This window comes from Streptomyces sp. NBC_00178 (assembly GCF_036206005.1).
Taxonomy (GTDB): Bacteria; Actinomycetota; Actinomycetes; order Streptomycetales; family Streptomycetaceae; genus Streptomyces.
This window is the reverse complement of the sequence record NZ_CP108143.1, coordinates 2,099,430-2,120,088: the sequence shown is the minus strand read 5'-3', so window position 1 is coordinate 2,120,088 and position 20,659 is coordinate 2,099,430. Positions and strand designations below refer to the sequence as shown.

The following is a 20,659-nucleotide window of genomic DNA, read 5'->3' as shown; positions in this document are numbered from 1 at the left end:
GCCACGGGGCCCCCGTCCGGACACCACCGGGCTCACGGCCCGGCCCGGACGGGGACCCCGGGTGGCGGGGTCACCGCGTCAGCGGCACTTGCGGGCGCCGTTGATGCAGCTCACCACCTTCTTCATGAGCCGGTCGTCGAAGACGTTGATGAAGTCGCCGTGATCGGTGATCGGTTTGTGCAGCTGCTCCGGGAACGAGTCCACGGCGAAGCCGGGGCCCGGCGGGACGTCGTACACGATGCGCTGCACCAGCTGCGGGATGGCCCGGAAGCCGCTGGGGCACCGCCCGTCGTCCTGCGCGAACGCGACGTGCGTGCGGTGGTTGGCGCTGTCGGTGTTCCGGCCGTCCCAGCAGCTCTGGAAGGCGAAGGAGCGCACCACCTGGCTGCCCTCGGGGCAGATCGGGTACTTGTCCTTGAGCTGCCTGTTCTCGAATCCGGTGCAGCTCCAGGAGGCGTTCGCGTTGGCGTCGCCGTTGGTGAGCGACTTGGCGTCCCCGGTGATGATGCGCAGGAAGCGCGGCATGGCCGTGACCTTCCCGGCGGGGGAGCCCACGAACTTCAGCGTGACCTGGGAAGGGGTCTGGATCTCCCCGGTGTTCTGGTCCTTGCCGCCGCCGTCAGCGGCCACGTCGTCCTCGTCCTGCCCGTTCTGCAGGCGCAGCACGGGCCAGTAGTAGGTCGACCGGTCGCCGCGGTTGCGGCAGGTCGTCTCGCCGGCCGCCAGGTCGTCGTCGCCGGCGAAGGCGTCCGTGGCCTGGTTCCCGACGTAGTCGTGCATGTGGTGGGCGCCGTTGCTCACGCCCGGGGCCGCGATGACGTTGTCGGGGTTGAACTTGCCGTTCTCGTTGCGGCCGCAGGAGGTGGTGAACGTGCCGCGCGAGGCTCCCCGGCGGAGGCGGGGGCGGTCGACGTTGGGCTGGACCGACTCGATGTCGACGAAGTCGGAGGCCTCGGGGCCGTTGCCCTGCTGCCCCTGGTCCTCTCCCTGGTCGTCACCGCCGTCCTGACCGCCGTCCTGGCCCTGGTCGGCGCCCTCCCCGGGGCCCTGGCCGCCGTTCCGGCCGTCGCCCTGGCCTCCGGACCCGCCGCCGTCCTCGTCGTCCGCGCGCAGGCTGCATCCGGCGAGACCGTCGAGCCCCTGGGGGCGGTCACCCGCCACCCGCTCCACGGCGATCCCGATGCGGTCGAGGCTGGCCGTCCGCTTGCTCTGCAAGGGGCCCAGTACCGCGTTCTGCGCGAGGCCGGGATCCCGGGAGATCTGCTCCCTGCGGTCCGCGAACTGCCGGTACGCGTCGGTGATCTGCGTATCCATGGCTGCCAGTTCGCGATCGACCTCCGGCCGCGCCTGTTCCGGTACGTCGGGGAGGGCTGTCCCCGCGTCGGGGCAGTCGATGGTGGACATCTGGCGAGCCGCCGCCTGAGCCTGACCGGGGGGCGAGCCGGTACCGCTCTCGCCCGCACTCGCGTAGACGTTGACGGCGACCAGCCCACCTCCACCCAGGATCAGCGCGGCCGAGGCGACGATCGCCCGGTTGGCCAGTGTCGAATGTTTCTTGCGCGATGTGCGTCCCATGGAACTCCTCCGCTTCGGGGCTTCGAGTCAGAAGCGTGACGTCCCATACGGACCGGGAGCCCCAGCCGTTCAGTCCGGCCGGGAATTCCTCCGGCGGATCACGCCGGGACGGCGTCCACGGGACCCCGTCAGGAGACCTGCCGGCTCGGCCGCACCCCTTGCGGCAGGACGCGCAAGGCGGTTCGCGGGCTGAGGACCCGTCGCCTCAGCCACCGCGTGCTCCGGGGAGATCGCGGCGCGGATGGTGGTGACGGGGACGGCGGGAGGCCCCGGGGAGCGGGTCCCCGGGGCCTCCCGCCGCGTGCGCCGGCGATCAGGGCGCGTACTTGTAGCCCACGCGCCGAACCGTCTGGATCGCCCGTCGGTGCTCCGCGCCCAGCTTGCGGCGCAGGCGGGCCACGTGGACGTCGACGGTCCGCCCGTCGCCCACGTGCCCGTAGCCCCAGACCGTCGTCACCAGCTGGTCACGGGTGTGCACCCGGTGCGGATGCGCCACCAGGTGGGCCAGCAGCTCGAATTCGAGATACGTGAGGTCCAGCGGCACGCCGTCCACGGCCGCGGTGCGCCGTGTGGAGTCGATCAGCACGGGGCCGCTCGCGGGAGCACCCACCGGCTCCGGCACGAGCTGCTGCTGCGCGGTGGCCACGGCTCCGGCCAGGGCCGGCTGCTGGTCCGCGGGCACGAGCACCAGGTAGCCGACCATCGGGGGCCGGCCCGGCAGCGCCGGCAGGGTGTGCTGGGGCGCGGGCAGCCAGGTGGCGCCGGGCGGCAGGAAGCCCGCCACGTCGGTGAGTTCGACCACCTCGTCGCGGTCGACGGCGCGCAGCCTGGGACGGCCGGAGGAGAGGGGGGCGCGGACGGTGGTGGAGGCCGCGGAGGCCGCCGTGGCGGCGGACGCGGTGGAGAGGGTACGGGTGTTCGCCATGGGGTCAGCTCTTTCGCGCGAGGAGTCGTCGAGGACGTACGTCGTGCGCGCGGGCCGAAGGCCGGTGTGAGGCGGCTTTAGAGGGCCTGCGCGTTCCACGCGCGGCAACACACCCGGTCGAAGTCGTGGTGCTGACGGGAGGGCCAGAACGGCTCGAGGTCGCTGCGACCCGACGCGGTGTGCTGGAAGCTGGCCATGTCCCCATTGAAGCAGAGATTACGGCTGTGCATCAGAGCCCTCTCACCCGTCGATACGGCACCCGTGCCGGACGTCCCGCCGCTGCCCCGCGCAACCGGCCGCCTCACGGTGACGCGGAGAGCCCGGGCACGCCGGAGGGGCGTCCGCGGGGACGCCCCTTCGACGACCGTGCCGGGGAGGCCGGCGAACCCGGGCTCCCCGGTGGGATCAGACCTGGCCGGCCTTCTCCAGCGCGGTGCAGCAGGTGTCGACGATCAGCCGCGTGACGACGTACGGGTCGACGTTGGCGTTCGGGCGGCGGTCCTCGATGTAGCCCTTGCGGTCCTGCTCGACCTGCCACGGGATGCGGACCGAGGCGCCGCGGTCGGAAACGCCGTAGCTGTACTCGTTCCACGGGGCGGTCTCGTGCAGGCCGGTCAGGCGGTCGTCGATGCCCGCGCCGTAGTTCTTGACGTGGTCCATCGGCTTCGAGCCCTCGCCGAGCGACTCGGCCGCGGTGATGATCGCGTCGTAGCCCTCGCGCATCGCCTTCGTCGAGAAGTTGGTGTGCGCGCCCGCGCCGTTCCAGTCGCCCTTGACGGGCTTCGGGTCCAGCGTCGCGGAGACGTCGAAGTCCTCGGCGGTGCGGTACAGCAGCCAGCGCGCGACCCACAGGTGGTCGGAGACCTCCAGTGGCGAGACCGGTCCGACCTGGAACTCCCACTGGCCGGGCATGACCTCGGCGTTGATGCCGGAGATGGCCAGACCCGCCTTCAGGCAGTTGTCGAGGTGCTTCTCGACGATGTCGCGGCCGAAGATCTCGTCCGCGCCCACACCGCAGTAGTAGCCGCCCTGCGCGGCCGGGAAGCCGCCCTCGGGGAAGCCCAGCGGACGGTGGCCGTCGAAGAAGGTGTACTCCTGCTCGATGCCGAAGACCGGCTCCTGCCCGGCGAACCGCTCGGCGACCGGACGCAGGAGCGCGCGGGTGTTCGACTCGTGCGGGGTCATGTCGATGTCGAAGACCTCGCACAGGACGAGGACGTCGTCGCCGCCGCGGATCGGGTCCGGGCATGTGAAGACCGGCTTCAGCACCCGGTCGGACGCGTGGCCCTCGGCCTGGTTCGTGCTCGAACCGTCGAAGCCCCAGACGGGCAGGTCCGCCACGTCCGTGGACGGGCTGCCCGGCATGATCTTCGTCTTGGAGCGAAGCTTGGCGGTCGGCTCGGTGCCGTCGATCCAGATGTACTCAGCCTTGAACGTCACGGACGCCATCCTTTGCGGGTGCTGCGGTCTGTGGTGGGCAGCTTCGCAAGACGCGATTTCCCGTCCGTTGCCCGTATGTGAACCGCGTGTTACCGGTGTTTCCCCCGGGTGTCGCATCCTCCGCCGGGCGCCGTACCGCCCCGGCGCACGGGGTGCGGGGCGCGCCGCCCGGCCGCGTCCAGGCACACTTGTAGCATGAACACACACGTCGCCTCCGGCGGACCGCTGCGTATCGGCCTCGTCGGCGCCGGCCCCTGGGCCCGCATGACCCACGCCCCCGCCCTCGCCTCCCATCCGGACGTCGTCCTGAGCGGTGTCTGGGGACGGCGCCCCGAAGCCGCGGAGGCGCTCGCCTCGGCGCACGGTACCCAGGCCTTCACCGGCGACGAGGGATTCGACGCGCTCCTGGCCGGCAGCGACGCGCTCGCCTTCGCCGTGCCGCCGGACGTCCAGGCGCCGCTCGCCGCACGGGCGGCCGCCGCGGGGCGCCACCTGCTGCTGGACAAGCCCGTCGCGACCACGGTCGAGGGCGCGCGCGAGGTCGCCGAGGCGGCCGAGCGGGCCGGGGTCGCCTCCGTGGTCTTCTGCACCATGCGGTTCGACGCGGGCACCGCCGCCTGGATCGCCGACCGGGCCGCCGAGGGAGGCTGGTTCACGGCACGGGCCATGTGGATCGGCGCACTGTTCGCCCCGGGCGCGGACAACGAGTTCGGCGCCTCGCCCTGGCGCCGGGAGAAGGGCGGCCTCTGGGACGTCGGCCCGCACGCGCTCTCGGTCCTCGTCCCGGTGCTGGGCGAGGTGACGGAGGTGACCGCCGTCCCCGGACCGGCGGACGCCGCGCATCTGCTCCTGCGCCACGCCTCCGGTGCGTCGAGCACCGTGACGCTCGCGCTGGACGCGCCGGAGGGAGCGACCGGGACCGAGCTGGAGGTCCGGGGAGAGGCCGGAGTGTCCAGCCTGCCCGCGGACGCGGTGGACGCCCGCGACGCCTTCCGGATCGCCGTGGACGCGCTCGCGGAGGCGGCGCGTACGGGTGTGGCGCACCCCTGCGACGTACGGTTCGGGCTGCGGCTCACCGAGGTGCTCGCCCGTGCCGAGGAGCAGCTCGCGCGGGTACGCGCCTGACCCCGGCGGCTCAGCGCCCGAGCGCGTCCCGGACGGCCTCGTCGGACCTGGCCACCACGGCGGTCCCGTCCTCGGAGGTGATGATCGGGCGCTGGATCAGCCGGGGGTGCCCGGCCAGCGCCGCGATCCACCGCTCGCGCGAACCGGGCTCCCTCGGCCACTCCTCGATCCCGAGCTCCACCGCCTCGGCCTCCCCGGTGCGGGTGATGTCCCACGGCTCCAGCCCGAGGCGGCCGAGCACGTCCCGGATCTCCTCGGGGGAGGGTACGTCCTCCAGGTAGCGGCGGACGGTGTAGTCGGCGCCCTCCGCGTCGAGCAGGCTCACCGCGCTGCGGCACTTGGAACAGGCGGGATTGATCCAGACTCCATGGGGCCCAGGGTACGGGAGTGACCCCGAAAAGCCCTCTGGCCAGGGGCGATTGTCAGTGCGGGGCAGTAAAATGGAGGGAGTTCGTGAGGGTTCCACCACCGTGCCAGGAGGTTGCCGATGGCCGTCGCCACAGTCACGACCGAGCCGCTCCACACGCCACTGCGCAAGAAGCCGCTGCCCGCGGGCCGGCCTCGCGAGTGGTACGTCTCGCACAACCGTCGCCTCAAGGCCATGCGCCTGGCGATCGCCCTGCTCGACACCGGTGTCCACCACCCGTCGAGCGCCGACAACGACCGGATACGCGAGACGGCCGGCCGTCTCGCCATCCACCCGCCGTCCGACACCACCTGCCGCATGGTCCGCGCCCTGATCCGCTACGGCCGCTGACGCCACCGCCCGTGCCACCCGTGCCCCCGGACGTGTTCGGGGGCACGGGTGTGCGGTTCGCCCGACAGGGCGGCAGACCGCGCCCTTCCGTATACGGCGCGGACGCCGCCGTGGTGATCCACACCCCTCGGGGAAGTGTGACGTGTCACAGACAGAGCGGCAGCGCTGTGGGAACTTCAACTCTGCTACTCATGAGTCGAGTTGACGACATCCAGTCGCGACGCGCGCGTGGAGAGGGTCGAATGAGCACTCTGCAAGCCATCACGCTCGACCAGGTGGTCGACACGGACCGCTACCCCCTGTCGGACCCGGAGAGCACCGAACGCGCGGCCGTGGTCGAGCGGGCGCGCGGCGAACTGGCCGCGGCCGGCTGCACCGTGCTCCCCGACTTCGTCCGGCCCGCGCTCCACGAGACCCTGCGGCGGGAATGCGCCGCCATCGCCCCGCAGGCGTACTTCGACACGGAGACGGTGAACGTCTACAACATCGACGTGGACGCCGAACTGCCCGAGGACCACCCCGGCAGGCGCACCTTCCAGCGCGGCAACGCCTTCGTCGCCCGCGACCGGGTGCCCGCGGACGCCCTCATCGCCCGCCTCTACGGCCACGAGCTGTTCCAGCGCTTCGTGGCCGACTGCTTCGCGCTGCCCCGCCTGCACGAGCTCGCCGACCCGCTGTCGGGGCTCGTGCTCAACGTCGTACGCCCGGGAATGGAGCACCCCTGGCACTTCGACACCAACGAGTACACCGTCAGCATGCTGACCCAGGAGGCCGAGAGCGGCGGCGACTTCGAGTACTGCCCGCACATCCGGTCCGCGGACGACGAGTGCTTCGACGACGTACGGGACGTCCTCGACGGCCGCGGCGGACCGCTGACCCGGCGCCTCCCCCTGAGGCCGGGCGACCTCCAGCTGTTCATGGGCCGCTACTCGCTGCACCGGGTCAGCCCCGTGCGGGGCGGCCGTGCGCGGCACAGCGCGATCTTCGCCTACAGCGAGCGCCCCGGGGTCATCGGGAGCGTGGCCCGCACCAGGCAGCTCTTCGGCCGCGTACTGCCCGAACACCTGGCCGCGGAGGGCCGGGCGGTGCGGGGGGACCGGCTGCTGGACTGACGGACTTCTCCGGCCCAGGTCCCCGCCACGCGATCCACCAAGGAGAAGCCCCTTGCGCCTCGACGCGACCGGAAAAGTCTCGCTGGACCACATCTACACCGCCCCCGACCCCCGGAGCTACTTCCAGGAACTGCGCCCCCTCGGCTACTGCGTGCCCCAACTGGCCAAGCCCTACTTCGAGAAGCTCGTCAAGGAGTACCGGGAGACCGAGGGGGTCGCTGCCCCCCGGGTGCTGGACATCGGGTGCTCGTACGGGATCAACGCGGCCCTGCTCAACTACGACCTCACGATGGACGAGCTCTACGCCCGCTACGACGGCACCGGCCCCGCCACGCGCGAAGGGCTCCTGGCGCGCGACCAGGAGCTCTCCCGCTCCCGCAGCCCCGCGAACGCACTGCGGTTCACCGGCCTGGACGCCTCCACCGCCGCCCTGGCCTACGCCCGCGAGGCCGGCTTCCTCGACGACACCGTCCACGCCGACCTGGAGACCCACGACCCCACCCCGGAGCAGCGCGCCCGGCTCGCCGGCACCGACCTGGTGATCTCGACCGGATGCATCGGCTACGTCACCGAACGGACGCTCGTCCGCGTCGTCCGCGCGCAGGACGGCCGCCTCCCCTGGATGGCGCACTTCGTCCTGCGCATGTTCCCCTTCGACCCCGTCGAACAGGCCCTGGCCGACCTGGGCTACCGCACGATCACCGTCGACGGGGTCTTCAGGCAGCGACGGTTCGCGGGGCCCCAGGAACGCCGACGGGTCCTGGACGGCATGGCCGAGGCCGAGGTGGACGCGAGCGGACTGGAGGAGGATGGCTGGCTCTACGCCCGGCTCCACCTCTCCACGCCCCGGAACCGCTAGACCCCCGCAGATCCCGTTCCCGCCCTACTCAACGAGAAGAGAGCCGCATTGAACGTCCGTCAGGAAGCAGCGACCGCAGCGACCTTCGCCCGTGAGGGCAGCCTGCCGAAGGTGCCGCTGCCCACGCTGGAGGCGAGCTGCGAGAGGTTCCTCGCCTGGTGCGCCCCCCTGCTGACCGAGGAGGAGCGGGCGGCCACCGAGGCCGAGGTCGCCGCCTTCCTGCGGCCCGGCGGCCCGGGCCGGACCCTGCACGCGGCGCTGGAGGAGTACGACGCGACGGAGGGGGTGCACAGCTGGCTCGACACCTTCTGGCCCTACCGCTACCTCGGACGCCGGGACCGCATCGCGCTGAACGCCAACTTCTTCTTCCTCTTCCAGGACACCGGCGAGGGACAGCTCGACCGTGCGGCCGGACTCGTCGCCGGGGCGCTCCACTACAAGCGGCGTCTCGACGAGGGGCTCGTGGCCCCGGTGGAGCAGCGCGGAGTTCCGCAGTCCATGGTCCAGAACAAGTACCTCTTCTCCACCACGCGCATCCCCGGAGTGCCGCTGGACACCGTGCGCGCCCCGTACAGCGAGCAGGCTCCCGGCCCCTCCACGGCCCGGCACATCGTCGTCCTCTTCCGCGGCACCATGTTCCGGCTGGACGTCATCGGCCCCGACGGCGTCCCCCACAGCCTCGACGAGATCGAGGCCGGGCTGCGCGCGGTGACCAAGGCCGACGTCCACACGGCCGAGGAGGACCGGGCGGGACACCTCACCACCCTGGCCCGGGCCGAATGGGCGGCCGCGCGCCAGGAACTCACTGCGGCGGGCCCGGGCAACGCCACGGCGCTGGACGACATCGAGACCGCGCTCTTCTGCGTCTGCCTGGAGGACTTCGCACCCGGGGACATCCAGGAGACCTGCGACGAACTGCTGTACGGCGACCGGGGGAACCGGTGGTTCGACAAGGCCGTCTCCTTCGTCGTGTACGCGGACGGCCGGGCAGGGATCAACGTCGAGCACTGCGAGCTGGACGGGACGACGATCCTCAGCTTCACCGACGCGCTGCTCGGCACCCCGCCCGAGGAGCACTCCCGCCGCTCCGGCGCACGGCCCCAGGGGCAGCCGGTCCCGCAGCCGCTCGCTCTCGAACTGGACGAGGCGCTGAGGGCCCAGGTGCGCACCGCCGCCGACGCGTTCGCCGCGTACGGGCGGGACACCGCCACCACCACGGTGTCCTTCGACGACTTCGGCAGCACGGCGGCCAAGGCGCTCGGGGTGTCCCCGGACGCCTTCGTGCAGGTGGCCTACCAACTGGCCCACCAGCGCGCCAAGGGGCATCTGGGGGCGACGTACGAGTCCATCGCCACCCGGCAGTTCCGCCACGGCCGCACCGAGGCCATGCGGGTCGTGACCCCCGAGATGCCGGCCTTCGTCGCCGCGATGGAGGACCCCGTCGCTGACCGCGACGCCCGCCGCGCCGCGTTCCGGGCCGCCGCCGCGGCCCACGTCGCCCGGGCCAAGGAGTGCCAGGCCGGCGACGCGCCCGAGCAGCACCTCTGGGAACTGGAGCTGATCCAGCGCCGCCGGGGCGAGGAGCTCGGCGTCGGCGAACAGCCCTCCCTGTACCGCTCCCCGGGCTGGACGGTCATGCGGGACGACTACCTGAGCACCAGCTCGGCACCGTCCGAGAACATCCAGTACTTCGGGTTCGGCTCCACGAGCAGCCGCTGCATCGGCGTGGCCTACGTCCTGCTGCCGCAGCGCTTCAACCTGTACCTGAGCACCCCGCGCACGGTCGCCGGCCAGATGCACGCCTTCGCCGACCGGCTCCGCGAGGCGGTCACCGAACTGCGGGAGCTGCTGGCGGACTGATCACGTCGGGCGGGACCGGCTCCCGGCCGCGCACGCCGAAGGGCCGCCGTCCCGTACGGGACGGCGGCCCTTCGGCGACGGGGGAGCTCACGCTCCCGGACCGCCTAGAGGTCGAAGTACAGCTCGAACTCGTGCGGGTGCGGGCGCAGCTGGATCGGGGCGATCTCGTTCGTGCGCTTGTAGTCGATCCACGTCTCGATCAGGTCGGGCGTGAAGACGCCGCCTGCCTGGAGGTACTCGTGGTCGGCCTCGAGGGCGTCGAGGACGGCGGGCAGCGAGGTCGGGACCTGCTGGACACCCGCGTGCTCCTCGGGAGCCAGCTCGTAGAGGTCCTTGTCGATCGGCTCCGGCGGCTCGATCTTGTTCTTGACACCGTCGAGGCCGGCCATCAGCAGGGCCGAGAACGCCAGGTACGGGTTCGAGGACGGGTCCGGCGCGCGGAACTCGACGCGCTTGGCCTTCGGGTTCGAGCCCGTGATCGGGATGCGCATCGCGGCGGAGCGGTTGCGCTGCGAGTACACCATGTTGACCGGGGCCTCGAAGCCGGGCACCAGACGGTGGTAGGAGTTCACGGTCGGGTTGGTGAACGCGAGCAGCGACGGGGCGTGCTTCAGGATGCCGCCGATGTAGTAGCGCGCCATGTCCGAGAGGCCCGCGTAGCCCTGCTCGTCGTAGAACAGCGGGGAGCCGCCGGACCACAGGGACTGGTGGACGTGCATGCCCGAGCCGTTGTCACCGAAGATCGGCTTCGGCATGAAGGTCGCGGTCTTGCCGTTGCGCCAGGCGACGTTCTTCACGATGTACTTGAAGAGCATCAGGTCGTCGGCCGCGGCGAGCAGCGTGTTGAACTTGTAGTTGATCTCGGCCTGGCCCGCGGTGCCGACCTCGTGGTGCTGGCGCTCGACCTGGAGGCCGTTCTTGTCCAGCTCCATGGAGATCTCGGCGCGCAGGTCCGCGAAGTGGTCGACCGGCGGGGTCGGGAAGTAGCCGCCCTTGTAGCGGACCTTGTAACCGCGGTTGTTCTCGACCGCACCGGTGTTCCAGGCGCCGGCCTCGGAGTCGATGTGGTAGAAGCTCTCGTTCGCCGACGTCTGGAAGCGGACGTTGTCGAAGACGTAGAACTCGGCCTCGGGGCCGAAGTAGGCGGTGTCGGCGACACCGGTGGAGGCGAGGTAGGCCTCGGCCTTCTTCGCGACGTTCCGCGGGTCACGGCTGTACTGCTCGCCGGTGATCGGGTCGTGGATGAAGAAGTTGATGTTCACGGTCTTGTCGCGCCGGAACGGGTCGACACGGGCCGTCGACAGGTCCGCGCGCAGCGCCATGTCGGACTCGTGGATGGCCTGGAAGCCACGGATCGACGAGCCGTCGAATGCCAGTTCCTCGGACGGGTCGAAGGACGCCGCGGGGATCGTGAAGTGCTGCATCACACCCGGCAGGTCGCAGAACCGGACGTCGACGAACTTGACGTCGTTGTCGGCGATGTACTTCTGGACTTCGTCGGCGTTCTGGAACATCCAACTCCTCCTACTCCCGGCCCGGGAAAGGGCGGGGTTGCAGCTCGTCTGTGTGGCCAGTGCGGTGGCACACGCTGGACCCGACCATAGGCAGAAGGGATTTCTCCAGCATGACCCATTTGTTTCGCACAAGTTAACCAGCCCGGTTGCCCGCGGCACCTCGGCGACGTGTTCCGTGCCCCGCCCGGCCAGGTGCAAACGTGGGCGCAGTACCGTGGTCGGGTGGACAACAGGCAAGCAATCGGATCGTGGCTCTCGGGGCCGCGCGCGGCGGCCGAGGAGATGGGCGCCGACTTCGGTTACCGCGGCGAGCGCCTCGGTCTGCCCCAGGAGGGCCCGGGGTCGATCGCCCCGCTCGGCAGGCGTTTCGGGGCGCTCTTCATCGACTGGATCGTGTGCATGGTGATCGCATACGGCCTGCTCGCTCGCGGTGATCAGCAGGTGGCGGGGAACTGGGCGCTCGGCGTCTTCCTCGTCATGAGTCTGCTGACGGTCGGAACCATCGGTTCCACCCCGGGCAAGCGGATCATGGGCCTGCGGGTCGTCGCCGAGGACGGCGGGCGGCTCGGGTTCCCGCGGGTCGCCCTGCGGAGCGTGCTGCTCCTCCTGGTCATCCCGGCCATCGTCTGGGACCGCGACAGCCGGGGTCTCCACGACCGTCTGACGCGCGCGGTGCAGGTCCGCATCTGAGCCGTCCGCATCCCGGACACCCGGGTGCGCGGGCGCGCCGTTCTCCGGCGCCGGCGGATGCGTGGGGCGCGTTCCGGGGCGACGGCGCCTGTCGGCCGGGCCCAGGACGCGGATGCACGAGGAACGACGAAACGGCGCGGCCCCGGACGAGATCTCGTCCGGGGCCGCGCCGTTCCACGCTTCCGCGGCGTCAGCGCATCTTTCCGCCGCGCGGCATCCGCATGCCCTTCGGCATCGGGCCCTTCGGCAGCGGCATGTTGCTCATCAGGTCGCCCATCGCGCGCAGCCGGTCGTTGGCCGCGGTCACCTGCGGGCCGGTGAGGACCCGGGGGAGCTTCAGCATCCTGGTGCGCACCTTCTTCAGCGGCACCTGCCCCTCGCCGTCGCCGACGATGATGTCGTGCACGGGCACGTCGACCACGATGCGGGCCATGCGCTTCTTCTCCGCGGCCAGGAGGCTCTTCACCCGGTTCGGGTTGCCCTCGGCCACGAGCACGATCCCCGCCTTGCCGACCGCCCGGTGGACGACGTCCTGGCTCCGGTTCATCGCGACCGCCGGAGTCGTGGTCCAGCCACGGCCGACGCGGTCCAGCACCGCGGCCGCGGCCCCCGGCTGTCCCTCCATCTGCCCGAAGGCCGCCCGCTCCGCGCGGCGCCCGAAGACGATCGCCATCGCGAGGAATGCCAGTACGAAGCCCAGGATGCCCGCGTAGACCGGGTGACCGATCACGAAACCGATGGCGAGGAGGACACCGAAGGTGATGATTCCCACACCCGCGACGACGAGACCCACCTTCGGGTCCGACCGCCTGGTCATCTTGTAGGTCAGGGCGATCTGCTTGAGCCGCCCCGCGTTCTCGGCGCTGTCCGCGCCGTCAGTGTTTGCCTTCCTCGCCATGCAGCGAAGTTTACGTGGCCCGGAGGTGACCTAGGAACGGTGGTCGGCCACAGCCTTCAGCACGTGCTCCGCCTCGACCCGGTCCTGCGCCCTGCGGCGGTCCTCGAGGACCGCCGTCCAGGCGTTCCGGCGGGCGGTGCGCTGGCCGCTGCTGAGGAGCAGCGACTCGACGGCGCGGAGTGCGGTGGTGACGGTCGGGATCGTGTTGGCTCGAACCGGCGCGGCGTGCATCGTGGACGTTCCCCCTCGGAGCGGATGCGCGCACCCGGCGCGCACTGAGTAGCGGGAAGCAATGACGGCGGTGGCCACGGGAGCCACCGCGTATGTACCTAGGGTCACTGCTCGGTGTTACCAGTGCATGACCGGTCGGTCAAACACCAATGAAACTCTGATTTCGGCGCCGCGCACGTCGACGCGGCCCATACGGGCCCCCGACCTGCGGGGGACGTACGGACCGCGTCGTCGCGGCTATTACTGTTCAGTAATGACTTGTGCGGCGATTCACACCGAGGGTGTGGACGCCGCGGTGGCACCGCGGCGCTCGATCGCCTGCTGGAAGAGGCGTCCGGCGCGGTACGACGACCGCACCAGCGGACCCGACATGACACCGGAGTAACCGATCGCGTCGGCCTCGTCCTTGAGCTCCACGAACTCGTGCGGCTTCACCCAGCGCTCGACCGGGTGGTGCCGGACGGAGGGCCTCAGGTACTGCGTGATCGTGATGAGCTCGCAACCCGCGTCGTACAGGTCCTGGAGCGCCTCACTGACTTCCTCGCGGGTCTCGCCCATGCCGAGGATCAGGTTGGACTTGGTCACCAGGCCGGCCTCGCGGGCCCGCGTGATGACTTCCAGGGAACGCTCGTAACGGAAGCCGGGGCGGATGCGCTTGAAGATCCGCGGCACCGTCTCGACGTTGTGCGCGAGCACCTCCGGGCGCGAGGAGAAGACCTCGGCCAGCTGCTCGGGCTCGGCGTTGAAGTCGGGGATCAGCAGCTCGACCTTGGTCGCGCCCGCCTCCCGCTCCGCCGTCAGCGCGTGGATCTGGCGCACGGTCTCCGCGTACAGCCAGGCACCGCCGTCCTCCAGGTCGTCGCGGGCGACGCCGGTGATGGTGGCGTAGTTCAGGTCCATCGTGACCACGGACTCGCCCACGCGGCGGGGCTCGTCACGGTCGAGGGCCTGCGGCTTCCCCGTGTCGATCTGGCAGAAGTCGCAGCGCCTCGTGCACTGGTCCCCGCCGATGAGGAAGGTGGCCTCGCGGTCCTCCCAGCATTCGAAGATGTTGGGGCAGCCGGCTTCCTGGCACACCGTGTGCAGTCCCTCGCTCTTCACGAGTTTCTGCAGCTGGTTGTACTCGGGGCCCATCTTCGCCCGGGTCTTGATCCACTCGGGCTTGCGCTCGATGGGGGTCTGGCTGTTCCGGACCTCGAGGCGCAGCATCTTGCGCCCGTCGGGTGCGACAGCGGACACTCCGGCACTCCCCTTAGCTCTCACTGCATTGGAATCTTCGGTAAACACCAGGGTACGCCCGTGGTTAGAACGGTCTTACGTCTGCCCAACCTGTGGCCGAGAGGCCCTATTCCCGGCGGGCCTGTGGGGACCGTCTCAGGCGGGCGCGACGGCGTTCTCGGGGGCGGCGACCACGCGCGGCGCGGGCTCCGCGTTCTCCAGGATCTCGCGCAGGTGCCGCTCGGCGACCGGCAGGACGTCGTCGATCGTGATCTCGCGGTCCAGCTCGTACGCGAGCGAGGTCACCCCCGCGTCCCGGATGCCGCACGGCACGATCCGGTCGAAGGACGTGTTGTCCGGGTTCACGTTCAGCGAGAAGCCGTGCATCGTGACGCCCTTGGCGACCCTGATGCCGATCGCCGCGAGCTTGCGGTCCTCCCGGCGCTGGCCCGCGTTGGACGGCGCGTACTCGGGGCCGTTCAGCCGGGGGTCGAACTCCTCGTCGTGCAGCCGGGGGTCGAAGTCCAGGGACAGTCCGCCGAGGGCCGGGCGCTCCTCGACCGGGTCGCCGAGCACCCAGACTCCGCTGCGGCCCTCCACCCGGCTGGTCTCCAGGCCGAACTCGGCGGCCGTGCGGATCAGCGCGTCCTCCAGCCGGCGCACGTGGGCGACCACGTCCACCGGGCGGGGGAGCTTCAGGATCGGGTATCCGATGAGCTGCCCGGGGCCGTGCCAGGTGATCTTCCCGCCGCGGTCGACGTCGATGACGGGCGTACCGTCCAGCGGGCGCTCGCTCTCCGTCGTGCGCCGGCCCGCCGTGTAGACGGACGTGTGCTCGAGGAGCAGGCAGGTGTCGGGGACGGTGTCCTCGAACCGTGCGGCGTGCACCTCGCGCTGCTTCTGCCAGGCCTCCTGGTAGTCGACGGCCTCATCGCCGAATCCCAGACGGACGAACCGCAGCTCACTCACTCGGGTGCCTCCCTACTCGCGGTGCCGCGGGGCCGGGGGGTGTCCCCGGAACCACGTCACCATGCACTGATGTGCGCCCCCGGCCACTGTACGACCGGTGCCGGACGCCGGGTCCGGCAGGCCGTACGCGGGCGCATTCGTCAGCGATCCGGGCAATCCTCACACGATCGGATGAACGTGGAGCGAACGGCGCTGGGACCGCCGCCGGGGCGGCTAAATTCGCGCCGTTCCATAACGGGCTCGCCCGCTCCCACTCGCGGGGGAGCCCGGGAGGGCCGCCCGCCCGGGCTCGATGGCAGGAGACCTTTCAGCTGATGTCGGAACGACCGCCCCAGCGCACCCCGAACCGGCGCCTCGCCGCTCTCATCGCGGAGGCCGGGTTCTCCCATGCGGGGCTCGCCCGCCGGGTGGACCAGCTCGGCCTCGAACACGGGCTCGATCTGCGATACGACAAGACCTCGGTGACCCGCTGGCTGCGCGGTCAGCAGCCCCGGGGCACCACCCCCGCACTGATCGCCGAGGTCTTCACCCGTCGCCTCGGGCGCCGGCTCTCGGCCCAGGACCTCGGCCTGGACGCGTGCGCACCCGTCTACGCGGGCCTGGAGTTCGCGGCGACGCCCGCGGAGGCCGTCGACATCGTCAGCGGCCTGTGGCGCAAGGACTCGGGCAGTCACGCCGAACTGCGCAAGATCGCCTTCACCCCGGCCGGACTCGTCGTCCCCAGCCGGGACTGGCTGATCGGGCGCGCCGACGAATGGGTCGGCCGCGGCGGGAGCGCCGACCGGGCGCCCGCCCCGCGCGCCACCACGGAGGCCAGGCCCCCGCAGGAACTCCACCAGGCGAACGGGAGCGGGGCGCCGCAGGCACCGGGGGTGCCGTCGAACGGATCCCGTGGGCCCGGCCTCCCACGGCCTCCCGCGCCCGCCGTGCCGCCCCTCGGTGTACCGCGCCAGCGGCAGACCGAGCGGGGCGCCGGCCAGCGGGTCGGCAGCGGGGACGTCGCCGCACTGCGCTCGGTGGGCGAGCTCTTCCGCACCCTGGACAACGCCTACGGCGGCGGCCACGCCCGGCAGGCTCTCGTCCGCTACCTGGAGCACGAGGCCGAGCCCATGCTCCGCGGGAGCTACGGCGAGGCCATCGGCAGGCGGCTGTTCTCCGCCGCCGCCGACCTGACCAGGCTGGCGGGCTGGACCTCGTACGACATCGCGGCGCACGGACTCGCCCAGCGCTACTTCGTGCAGGCGCTGCGCCTCGCCCAGGCGGCCGGTGACCGGGCCTACGGCGCCTTCGTCCTGATCACGATGAGCCGGCAGGCCGTCTACCTCGGGCACGGCAGGGAGGCCATCCAGCTCGCCCGCGTCGCCCAGCAGGGCATCGGCTCCGCCGCGCCGCAGCTCGTCATGGCGCTGCTGCACGCGGTGGAGGCGCGCGGACACGGCGTCCTGGGGGAGCCCCGGGCCTGTGTCGCCGCCCTCGTCCGGTCCGAACGGGCACTGCAGGGCGCGAGGCCGGGCGACGACGTGCCGCACTGGGCGCGCTTCTTCGACGAGGCCCAGCTCGCCGACGAGTTCGGCCACTGCCACCGCGATCTGCAGCAGTACCGGGTGGCCGCGCAGCACGCCGAGCGGTCGCTCCAGCTGCGCGCGCCCGCCTTCGCCCGGAGCAGGCTGTTCTGCCGAGTGGTGCTGGCCTCGGCGCGCCTCGGGCTCGGCGAGCTGGACCAGGCCTGCCTGCTGGGCGCCGAGGCGGCCCAGCAGGCGGCCGAGATGCGGTCGGTGCGTGCGACGGAGTACGTCCGGGACTTCGAACGGCGCCTCGAGCCGTACCGCGACGCCGTCGCCGTGCGGGGCTACCGGGACCGGGTCGCCGCCCTGGGCTGACGGGTGCCTACGCGGCGGCGGGAAGGTGCGCCCCGTCCTCGCGGGGCCGGCTCACCCCCAGGTCGGCGAGGATCGCCGAGGCGGCCCGCCGGCCGGAGGCCAGGGCGCCCTGGACACTGCTCGTGTCGCGGTGGTCGCCGCACACGTACAGGCCGGCGAGCAACCGGACGGGCCGCCTTGGATCGTGCGGCGGCGGCATCGCGGGGACGGCCTCCGGATCGTGCCGGGCGGCCAGGAGCTCCCAGTCGTGCGTGGGCGTCCCGTACAGCCGGGCGAGGTGCGCGCGGACGGTGCGGTCGAGGTCCGGCGGCTGCGGGCCGAGCACCGTGGAGCTGATCAGGACGCGGCCGCGCGGCGCACGCGAGGGGTCCACCTCGCTCATCACCGCCGTATGGGCGACCGGGCCCGACCGGTCCCCGTCGATCAGGAGACGCGCCCCGGTCGGCGGCGCGAGGGGCGCCGTGTGGTGCAGCACCGTCACCGGGTGGAACGCCGGCGTGCGCAGGCCGGGCAGCAGTTCCGCGGCGGCGCCCGCACCGGTCGCCAGCAGCAGCGACCGGCAGCCGAGCTCGCCGTGTTCCTTGGTGCGTACGGAGGTGATGCCCGCCGACGTCACGTGCACCCCGGTGCGCACGGTCCCGGGCGGCAGCGCGGCGGCCAGCAGCCGGGGCAGGGCCGAGGAGCCGCCCGCGGGCACGCAGAGCCGGCCGCGCGCGTAGTCGCGCAGGGCGAGCTCGGCGCAGCGGCTCGACGTGGTCAGTTCCGGGTCGCAGAGCAGCGCCGAGAGCAGGGGGCGGAGGAACCCGCCGACGGTGCGCGGCGGGAGGCCGCGTGCCGAGAGCGCCGCGAGCGCGGGCCTGTCGGGCCGGGCGGTGATGCGGGACTCGGGTGTGGTGGCGAGACGGGCCAGCCAGGCGCCGAGGCGGGCCTGCTCGATCGCTCCCCCCAGGGGTGCGCTGGGGGCGCTCGATCGGGAGCGCACTGCGCGGAGTGCGCCCCGCGCGCTCCGTATGTCGCCGGCGCGGTACTGCCGCCCCCCGCTGTGGACGAGCACCCCGGGTGCGAACTCCCTCAGGACCAGGTCCCCGAGTCCCGGTGCGCCCGTGAGATCCGGGTACGCCGTGTTGAGCAGCGGGCCCGGGCCGTCGAGCCGGAAGCCGTCGGCCTCATGGGTGGCCATCCGGCCGCCCACCTCCTCGGCGGCCTCCAGGACACTGACGTCCACCCCCGCGCCGAGCAGCCGGTGAGCCGCCGTCAGGCCGGCGATACCCGCCCCGATGATGACCACATCCGCGTGGTCTGCTGTGTGTGCCGTGAGCACGTGCCCCTCCCCGAGTCGGTGCGAACGCTGGGGGGCTATTTCCCCCAACGCGGCCCCGGAATGCCGGAGTTCGGGTCGAGGCTAGGTGGATGGCCGATACGGGCGCAGTCGCGCGCACCCAGGGCACCGGTGCACGGGGTCGCACGGCGGCCGCGCGGGCGGGCCGCCCCGACCCGGCCGGGCGGGTCAGCGCAGCGCGGCGCGGATGGCCTCCTCGACGCCGGGGAAGGCGAACGCGAAGCCCGAGTCGAGGAGCCGGCCGGGCAGTACCCGCTGACTGCCGAGGACGTCCTCGGAGAACTCGCCGAGCGCGATCTTCAGCGCCGGCGCCGGTGCGGTGAACAGGGTCGGGCGCTTCAGCACCCGTCCCATGGCCGCCGTCACCTGCGCGTTCGTGACGGGGGTGGGGGCGGTCAGGTTCACCGGGCCCGACAGGCTCTCGGTGTCCAGGACGTGCCGCAGCGCGGCGACGTGGTCGTGCAGGGCGATGAAGCTCCAGTACTGCCGGCCGTTGCCGAGCCGCCCGCCCAGCCCCGCCTTGAACAAGGGGAAGAGCCGGCCCCAGGCCCCGCCCTCCCGGGCGACGACCAGCCCGGTCCTGGTGTGGACCGTGCGGACCCCGGCCTCCTCGGCCGGCGCCGTGGCCTCCTCCCACTCGACGCACACGGACGGCAGGAAACCTTCGCCGGGCGGGGCGCTCTCGTCGACGGCGCGGTCCCCGGTGTCGCCGTAGTAGCCGATGGCGGAACCCGACAGCAGCACCTTCGGCGGGGTGTCGAGCGAGGCGACAGCCTCGGCGACGGCCGCCGTGCCCAGCACCCGGCTCTCCCGGATCTCCCGCTTGTACGCTTCCGTCCAGCGGTGGTCGCCGACACCCGCGCCGGCGAGGTGCACGACCGCGTCGCATCCGACGAGCCCCGCGACGTCGACGTACTGACGCTTCGGGTCCCACTCCACCTCGTCGCCGCTCGCGGCCGGGCGGCGCACCAGACGCACCACCTCGTGCCCGTCGGCGCGCAGCGAACGCACGAGCGCCGCTCCGATGAGACCTGTCGATCCGGTGACGGCGATTCGGGAACGCAGCATGGCGTCCATCCTGCCCCACGCGCCGCGTCCCATCCGTGACGCGGGGCGCGGAACACGGATGCCGGGCGGGGCGGCCGCGTGGCACAGTGGCGCGCATGGCCGCGCCGCAGATCAGCTCCCTCCGTCCCGTCCGCTTCGCCGTGCCCGAGGACGAGGCCGGGCTGGCGGAGCTCGACCGGGCGACGTGGTCGGGCCTCCACTCCGTCCAGCCGAGGCCGCAGCCGCCCTACGCGCCCTTCTTCGACGACCGGAACAGGCCGGGGGACTTCCTGGTCGCCGAGGCCGTCACCGGGGACGGGGAGAGGCCGGCGGGCTACCTCCGGCTGGGGCGCCCCACCCCGCTCGCCTGCAACGCCCACGTACGCCAGATCCAGGGGCTCGCCGTCGCCGAGTGGGCTCGACGCCACGGCATCGCACGGACCCTCCTGCGCGCCGCCTGCGCGGAGGCGCGGCGGCAGGGGGCGGGACGGCTCACCCTGCGCGTGCTCGGGCACAACGGCCCCGCACGGGCGCTCTACGCGGCGGAGGGGTTCACCGTCGAGGGCGTACTGCCCGGGGAGTTCCACCTGCACGGCCGCTACGTCGACGACGTCCTGATGGGCCGTTCACTCACCGTCTGACCGACGGCCGCGGTCAGGCCGGCCCGAAGCGTTCCCAGAGCGCCGGGTAGCGCTCCGCGAGGACCCCGTCGTCGTCGAGGCCGAAGGGCGTGCCCTCCGGCTTCGCGGCCTGCGGCGGGAGCCCGAGATCGGGCGCGACCACGCCGGTGAGCTGTTCGTAGGCCTCGTCGGCGGCGAAGCCGATCTCCTCGCCGTCCCCGTCGAGCTCCTCGCCGAAGTCGTCCAGCAGCTCGGCGAGGCTGTCCGGATCGTGCATCGCCCCCTCGAAGACCTCCCGACCCTGGGCAATCAGCCAGCAGCGGAAGTAGTCGAACGCGTCGTCGCCCGCCCCGCCGAGCAGCACGGCCGCCGCGCCCCACAGGTCCCAGCGGTACGCGCGGTTGTAGCGGGCCTCGAAGTGCCGGGCGAAGTCCAGCACCGAGTCGGGATCGAGCCGCACCAGCCGTTCGACGAGCAGATCGGCATGCTCCTCGGGGTCGCTGTCGGCGGCCTCGCGGGTGCTGTCGATGATCTGCCAGAACTCCGTCTCGTCCATCACGGGTCCAGCATCTGCCCCGACGGCGGGCGACGCACGCCCAG

The 20,659-nt window shown here is 72.2% G+C and carries 20 protein-coding genes; 8 read left to right on the top strand and 12 right to left on the bottom strand.

Annotation, left to right across the window (positions count from 1 at the left end):
* Positions 1-78: 78 nt before the first annotated feature.
* The 3 genes from OHT61_RS09145 to glnII form a co-directional block, all read right to left on the bottom strand.
* Positions 79-1,575 carry a DUF1996 domain-containing protein gene (locus tag OHT61_RS09145; protein ID WP_329036696.1) on the bottom strand — a complete coding sequence of 499 codons (1,497 nt, stop codon included), beginning with the start codon at positions 1,573-1,575 and terminating at the stop codon, positions 79-81.
* Between the two features lie 313 nt (positions 1,576-1,888).
* The gene (locus OHT61_RS09140; protein ID WP_329036694.1) at positions 1,889-2,500 is read right to left on the bottom strand and encodes a winged helix-turn-helix domain-containing protein; all 612 of its coding nucleotides are present in this window, start codon (positions 2,498-2,500) and stop codon (positions 1,889-1,891) included.
* A gap of 405 nt (positions 2,501-2,905) precedes the next feature.
* Positions 2,906-3,940 carry a glutamine synthetase gene (glnII, locus tag OHT61_RS09135; protein ID WP_329036693.1) on the bottom strand — a complete coding sequence of 345 codons (1,035 nt, stop codon included), beginning with the start codon at positions 3,938-3,940 and terminating at the stop codon, positions 2,906-2,908.
* 195 nt (positions 3,941-4,135) lie between these two features.
* Between glnII and OHT61_RS09130 the strand changes: the two genes are divergently transcribed.
* Entirely contained in the window at positions 4,136-5,065 is a 930-nt protein-coding gene (locus tag OHT61_RS09130; RefSeq protein WP_329036692.1) for a Gfo/Idh/MocA family protein, read from the top strand.
* A gap of 10 nt (positions 5,066-5,075) precedes the next feature.
* Here OHT61_RS09130 and OHT61_RS09125 read toward each other — a convergent pair whose 3' ends face one another.
* A complete protein-coding gene (locus tag OHT61_RS09125) occupies positions 5,076-5,423 on the bottom strand; it encodes an ArsC/Spx/MgsR family protein (protein WP_329043161.1) in 348 nt (115 codons plus the stop codon).
* A 129-nt stretch (positions 5,424-5,552) separates the two neighbouring features.
* On the opposite strand from OHT61_RS09125, the gene OHT61_RS09120 reads away from it, so the two are divergent.
* The 4 genes from OHT61_RS09120 to OHT61_RS09105 all read left to right on the top strand — a co-directional run bounded on the left by OHT61_RS09120 (position 5,553) and on the right by OHT61_RS09105 (position 9,653).
* On the top strand, positions 5,553-5,822 hold the full coding sequence (locus OHT61_RS09120; RefSeq protein WP_329036691.1) for a hypothetical protein: 270 nt from the start codon (positions 5,553-5,555) through the stop codon (positions 5,820-5,822).
* 242 nt (positions 5,823-6,064) lie between these two features.
* A complete protein-coding gene (locus tag OHT61_RS09115) occupies positions 6,065-6,934 on the top strand; it encodes a HalD/BesD family halogenase (protein ID WP_329036690.1) in 870 nt (289 codons plus the stop codon).
* Between the two features lie 52 nt (positions 6,935-6,986).
* The gene (locus OHT61_RS09110; protein WP_329036689.1) at positions 6,987-7,793 is read left to right on the top strand and encodes a class I SAM-dependent methyltransferase; all 807 of its coding nucleotides are present in this window, start codon (positions 6,987-6,989) and stop codon (positions 7,791-7,793) included.
* Positions 7,794-7,841: 48 nt separating this feature from the next.
* Entirely contained in the window at positions 7,842-9,653 is a 1,812-nt protein-coding gene (locus OHT61_RS09105) for a choline/carnitine O-acyltransferase (RefSeq protein ID WP_329036687.1), read from the top strand.
* A 104-nt stretch (positions 9,654-9,757) separates the two neighbouring features.
* Here the strand turns inward: OHT61_RS09105 and glnA are convergent, their stop codons facing one another.
* On the bottom strand, positions 9,758-11,167 hold the full coding sequence (gene glnA, locus OHT61_RS09100; protein WP_329036685.1) for a type I glutamate--ammonia ligase: 1,410 nt from the start codon (positions 11,165-11,167) through the stop codon (positions 9,758-9,760).
* Between the two features lie 222 nt (positions 11,168-11,389).
* Between glnA and OHT61_RS09095 the strand changes: the two genes are divergently transcribed.
* Positions 11,390-11,857, top strand: a complete 468-nt coding sequence (locus OHT61_RS09095) for an RDD family protein (RefSeq protein ID WP_329036684.1) — start codon at positions 11,390-11,392, stop codon at positions 11,855-11,857.
* 190 nt (positions 11,858-12,047) lie between these two features.
* Here the strand turns inward: OHT61_RS09095 and OHT61_RS09090 are convergent, their stop codons facing one another.
* The 4 genes from OHT61_RS09090 to lipB all read right to left on the bottom strand — a co-directional run bounded on the left by OHT61_RS09090 (position 12,048) and on the right by lipB (position 15,173).
* A complete protein-coding gene (locus tag OHT61_RS09090) occupies positions 12,048-12,755 on the bottom strand; it encodes a DUF4191 domain-containing protein (RefSeq protein WP_329036683.1) in 708 nt (235 codons plus the stop codon).
* 30 nt (positions 12,756-12,785) lie between these two features.
* Positions 12,786-12,986 carry an SCO2195 family GlnR-regulated protein gene (locus tag OHT61_RS09085; protein WP_329036682.1) on the bottom strand — a complete coding sequence of 67 codons (201 nt, stop codon included), beginning with the start codon at positions 12,984-12,986 and terminating at the stop codon, positions 12,786-12,788.
* Between the two features lie 270 nt (positions 12,987-13,256).
* A complete protein-coding gene (lipA, locus tag OHT61_RS09080; protein WP_329036680.1) occupies positions 13,257-14,225 on the bottom strand; it encodes a lipoyl synthase in 969 nt (322 codons plus the stop codon).
* A 135-nt stretch (positions 14,226-14,360) separates the two neighbouring features.
* Positions 14,361-15,173 (bottom strand): lipoyl(octanoyl) transferase LipB, encoded by an 813-nt coding sequence (lipB, locus tag OHT61_RS09075; RefSeq protein WP_329036678.1) that lies wholly within the window; start codon positions 15,171-15,173, stop codon positions 14,361-14,363.
* 314 nt (positions 15,174-15,487) lie between these two features.
* On the opposite strand from lipB, the gene OHT61_RS09070 reads away from it, so the two are divergent.
* Positions 15,488-17,053 carry a regulator gene (locus tag OHT61_RS09070; protein WP_329036676.1) on the top strand — a complete coding sequence of 522 codons (1,566 nt, stop codon included), beginning with the start codon at positions 15,488-15,490 and terminating at the stop codon, positions 17,051-17,053.
* Between the two features lie 7 nt (positions 17,054-17,060).
* Here the strand turns inward: OHT61_RS09070 and OHT61_RS09065 are convergent, their stop codons facing one another.
* Both OHT61_RS09065 and OHT61_RS09060 read right to left on the bottom strand, forming a co-directional pair.
* Positions 17,061-18,374, bottom strand: coding sequence for an NAD(P)/FAD-dependent oxidoreductase (locus OHT61_RS09065; RefSeq protein WP_329036674.1), 1,314 nt, complete (start codon positions 18,372-18,374; stop codon positions 17,061-17,063).
* A 186-nt stretch (positions 18,375-18,560) separates the two neighbouring features.
* Complete coding sequence (locus tag OHT61_RS09060; RefSeq protein ID WP_329036671.1) at positions 18,561-19,460, bottom strand: TIGR01777 family oxidoreductase; 900 nt, start codon at positions 19,458-19,460, stop codon at positions 18,561-18,563.
* A 95-nt stretch (positions 19,461-19,555) separates the two neighbouring features.
* Here OHT61_RS09060 and OHT61_RS09055 point away from each other — a divergent pair, with 95 nt between their 5' ends.
* The gene (locus OHT61_RS09055) at positions 19,556-20,080 is read left to right on the top strand and encodes a GNAT family N-acetyltransferase (protein ID WP_329036669.1); all 525 of its coding nucleotides are present in this window, start codon (positions 19,556-19,558) and stop codon (positions 20,078-20,080) included.
* A 13-nt stretch (positions 20,081-20,093) separates the two neighbouring features.
* Here OHT61_RS09055 and OHT61_RS09050 read toward each other — a convergent pair whose 3' ends face one another.
* Entirely contained in the window at positions 20,094-20,615 is a 522-nt protein-coding gene (locus OHT61_RS09050; protein WP_329043160.1) for a DUF4240 domain-containing protein, read from the bottom strand.
* Positions 20,616-20,659: the final 44 nt, after the last annotated feature.

Excerpts from the sequence above, each read along its gene's own strand:
- OHT61_RS09130 (WP_329036692.1), top strand. The coding sequence starts at position 4,136 with ATGAACACACACGTCGCCTCCGGCGGACCGCTGCGTATCGGCCTCGTC.
- OHT61_RS09145 (WP_329036696.1), bottom strand. The coding sequence starts at position 1,575 with ATGGGACGCACATCGCGCAAGAAACATTCGACACTGGCCAACCGGGCG.
- OHT61_RS09090 (WP_329036683.1), bottom strand. The coding sequence starts at position 12,755 with ATGGCGAGGAAGGCAAACACTGACGGCGCGGACAGCGCCGAGAACGCG.
- OHT61_RS09070 (WP_329036676.1), top strand. The coding sequence starts at position 15,488 with ATGTCGGAACGACCGCCCCAGCGCACCCCGAACCGGCGCCTCGCCGCT.
- OHT61_RS09120 (WP_329036691.1), top strand. The coding sequence starts at position 5,553 with ATGGCCGTCGCCACAGTCACGACCGAGCCGCTCCACACGCCACTGCGC.
- OHT61_RS09115 (WP_329036690.1), top strand. The coding sequence starts at position 6,065 with ATGAGCACTCTGCAAGCCATCACGCTCGACCAGGTGGTCGACACGGAC.
- OHT61_RS09050 (WP_329043160.1), bottom strand. The coding sequence starts at position 20,615 with ATGGACGAGACGGAGTTCTGGCAGATCATCGACAGCACCCGCGAGGCC.
- OHT61_RS09085 (WP_329036682.1), bottom strand. The coding sequence starts at position 12,986 with ATGCACGCCGCGCCGGTTCGAGCCAACACGATCCCGACCGTCACCACC.
- glnA (WP_329036685.1), bottom strand. The coding sequence starts at position 11,167 with ATGTTCCAGAACGCCGACGAAGTCCAGAAGTACATCGCCGACAACGAC.
- OHT61_RS09140 (WP_329036694.1), bottom strand. The coding sequence starts at position 2,500 with ATGGCGAACACCCGTACCCTCTCCACCGCGTCCGCCGCCACGGCGGCC.
- OHT61_RS09055 (WP_329036669.1), top strand. The coding sequence starts at position 19,556 with ATGGCCGCGCCGCAGATCAGCTCCCTCCGTCCCGTCCGCTTCGCCGTG.
- OHT61_RS09060 (WP_329036671.1), bottom strand. The coding sequence starts at position 19,460 with ATGCTGCGTTCCCGAATCGCCGTCACCGGATCGACAGGTCTCATCGGA.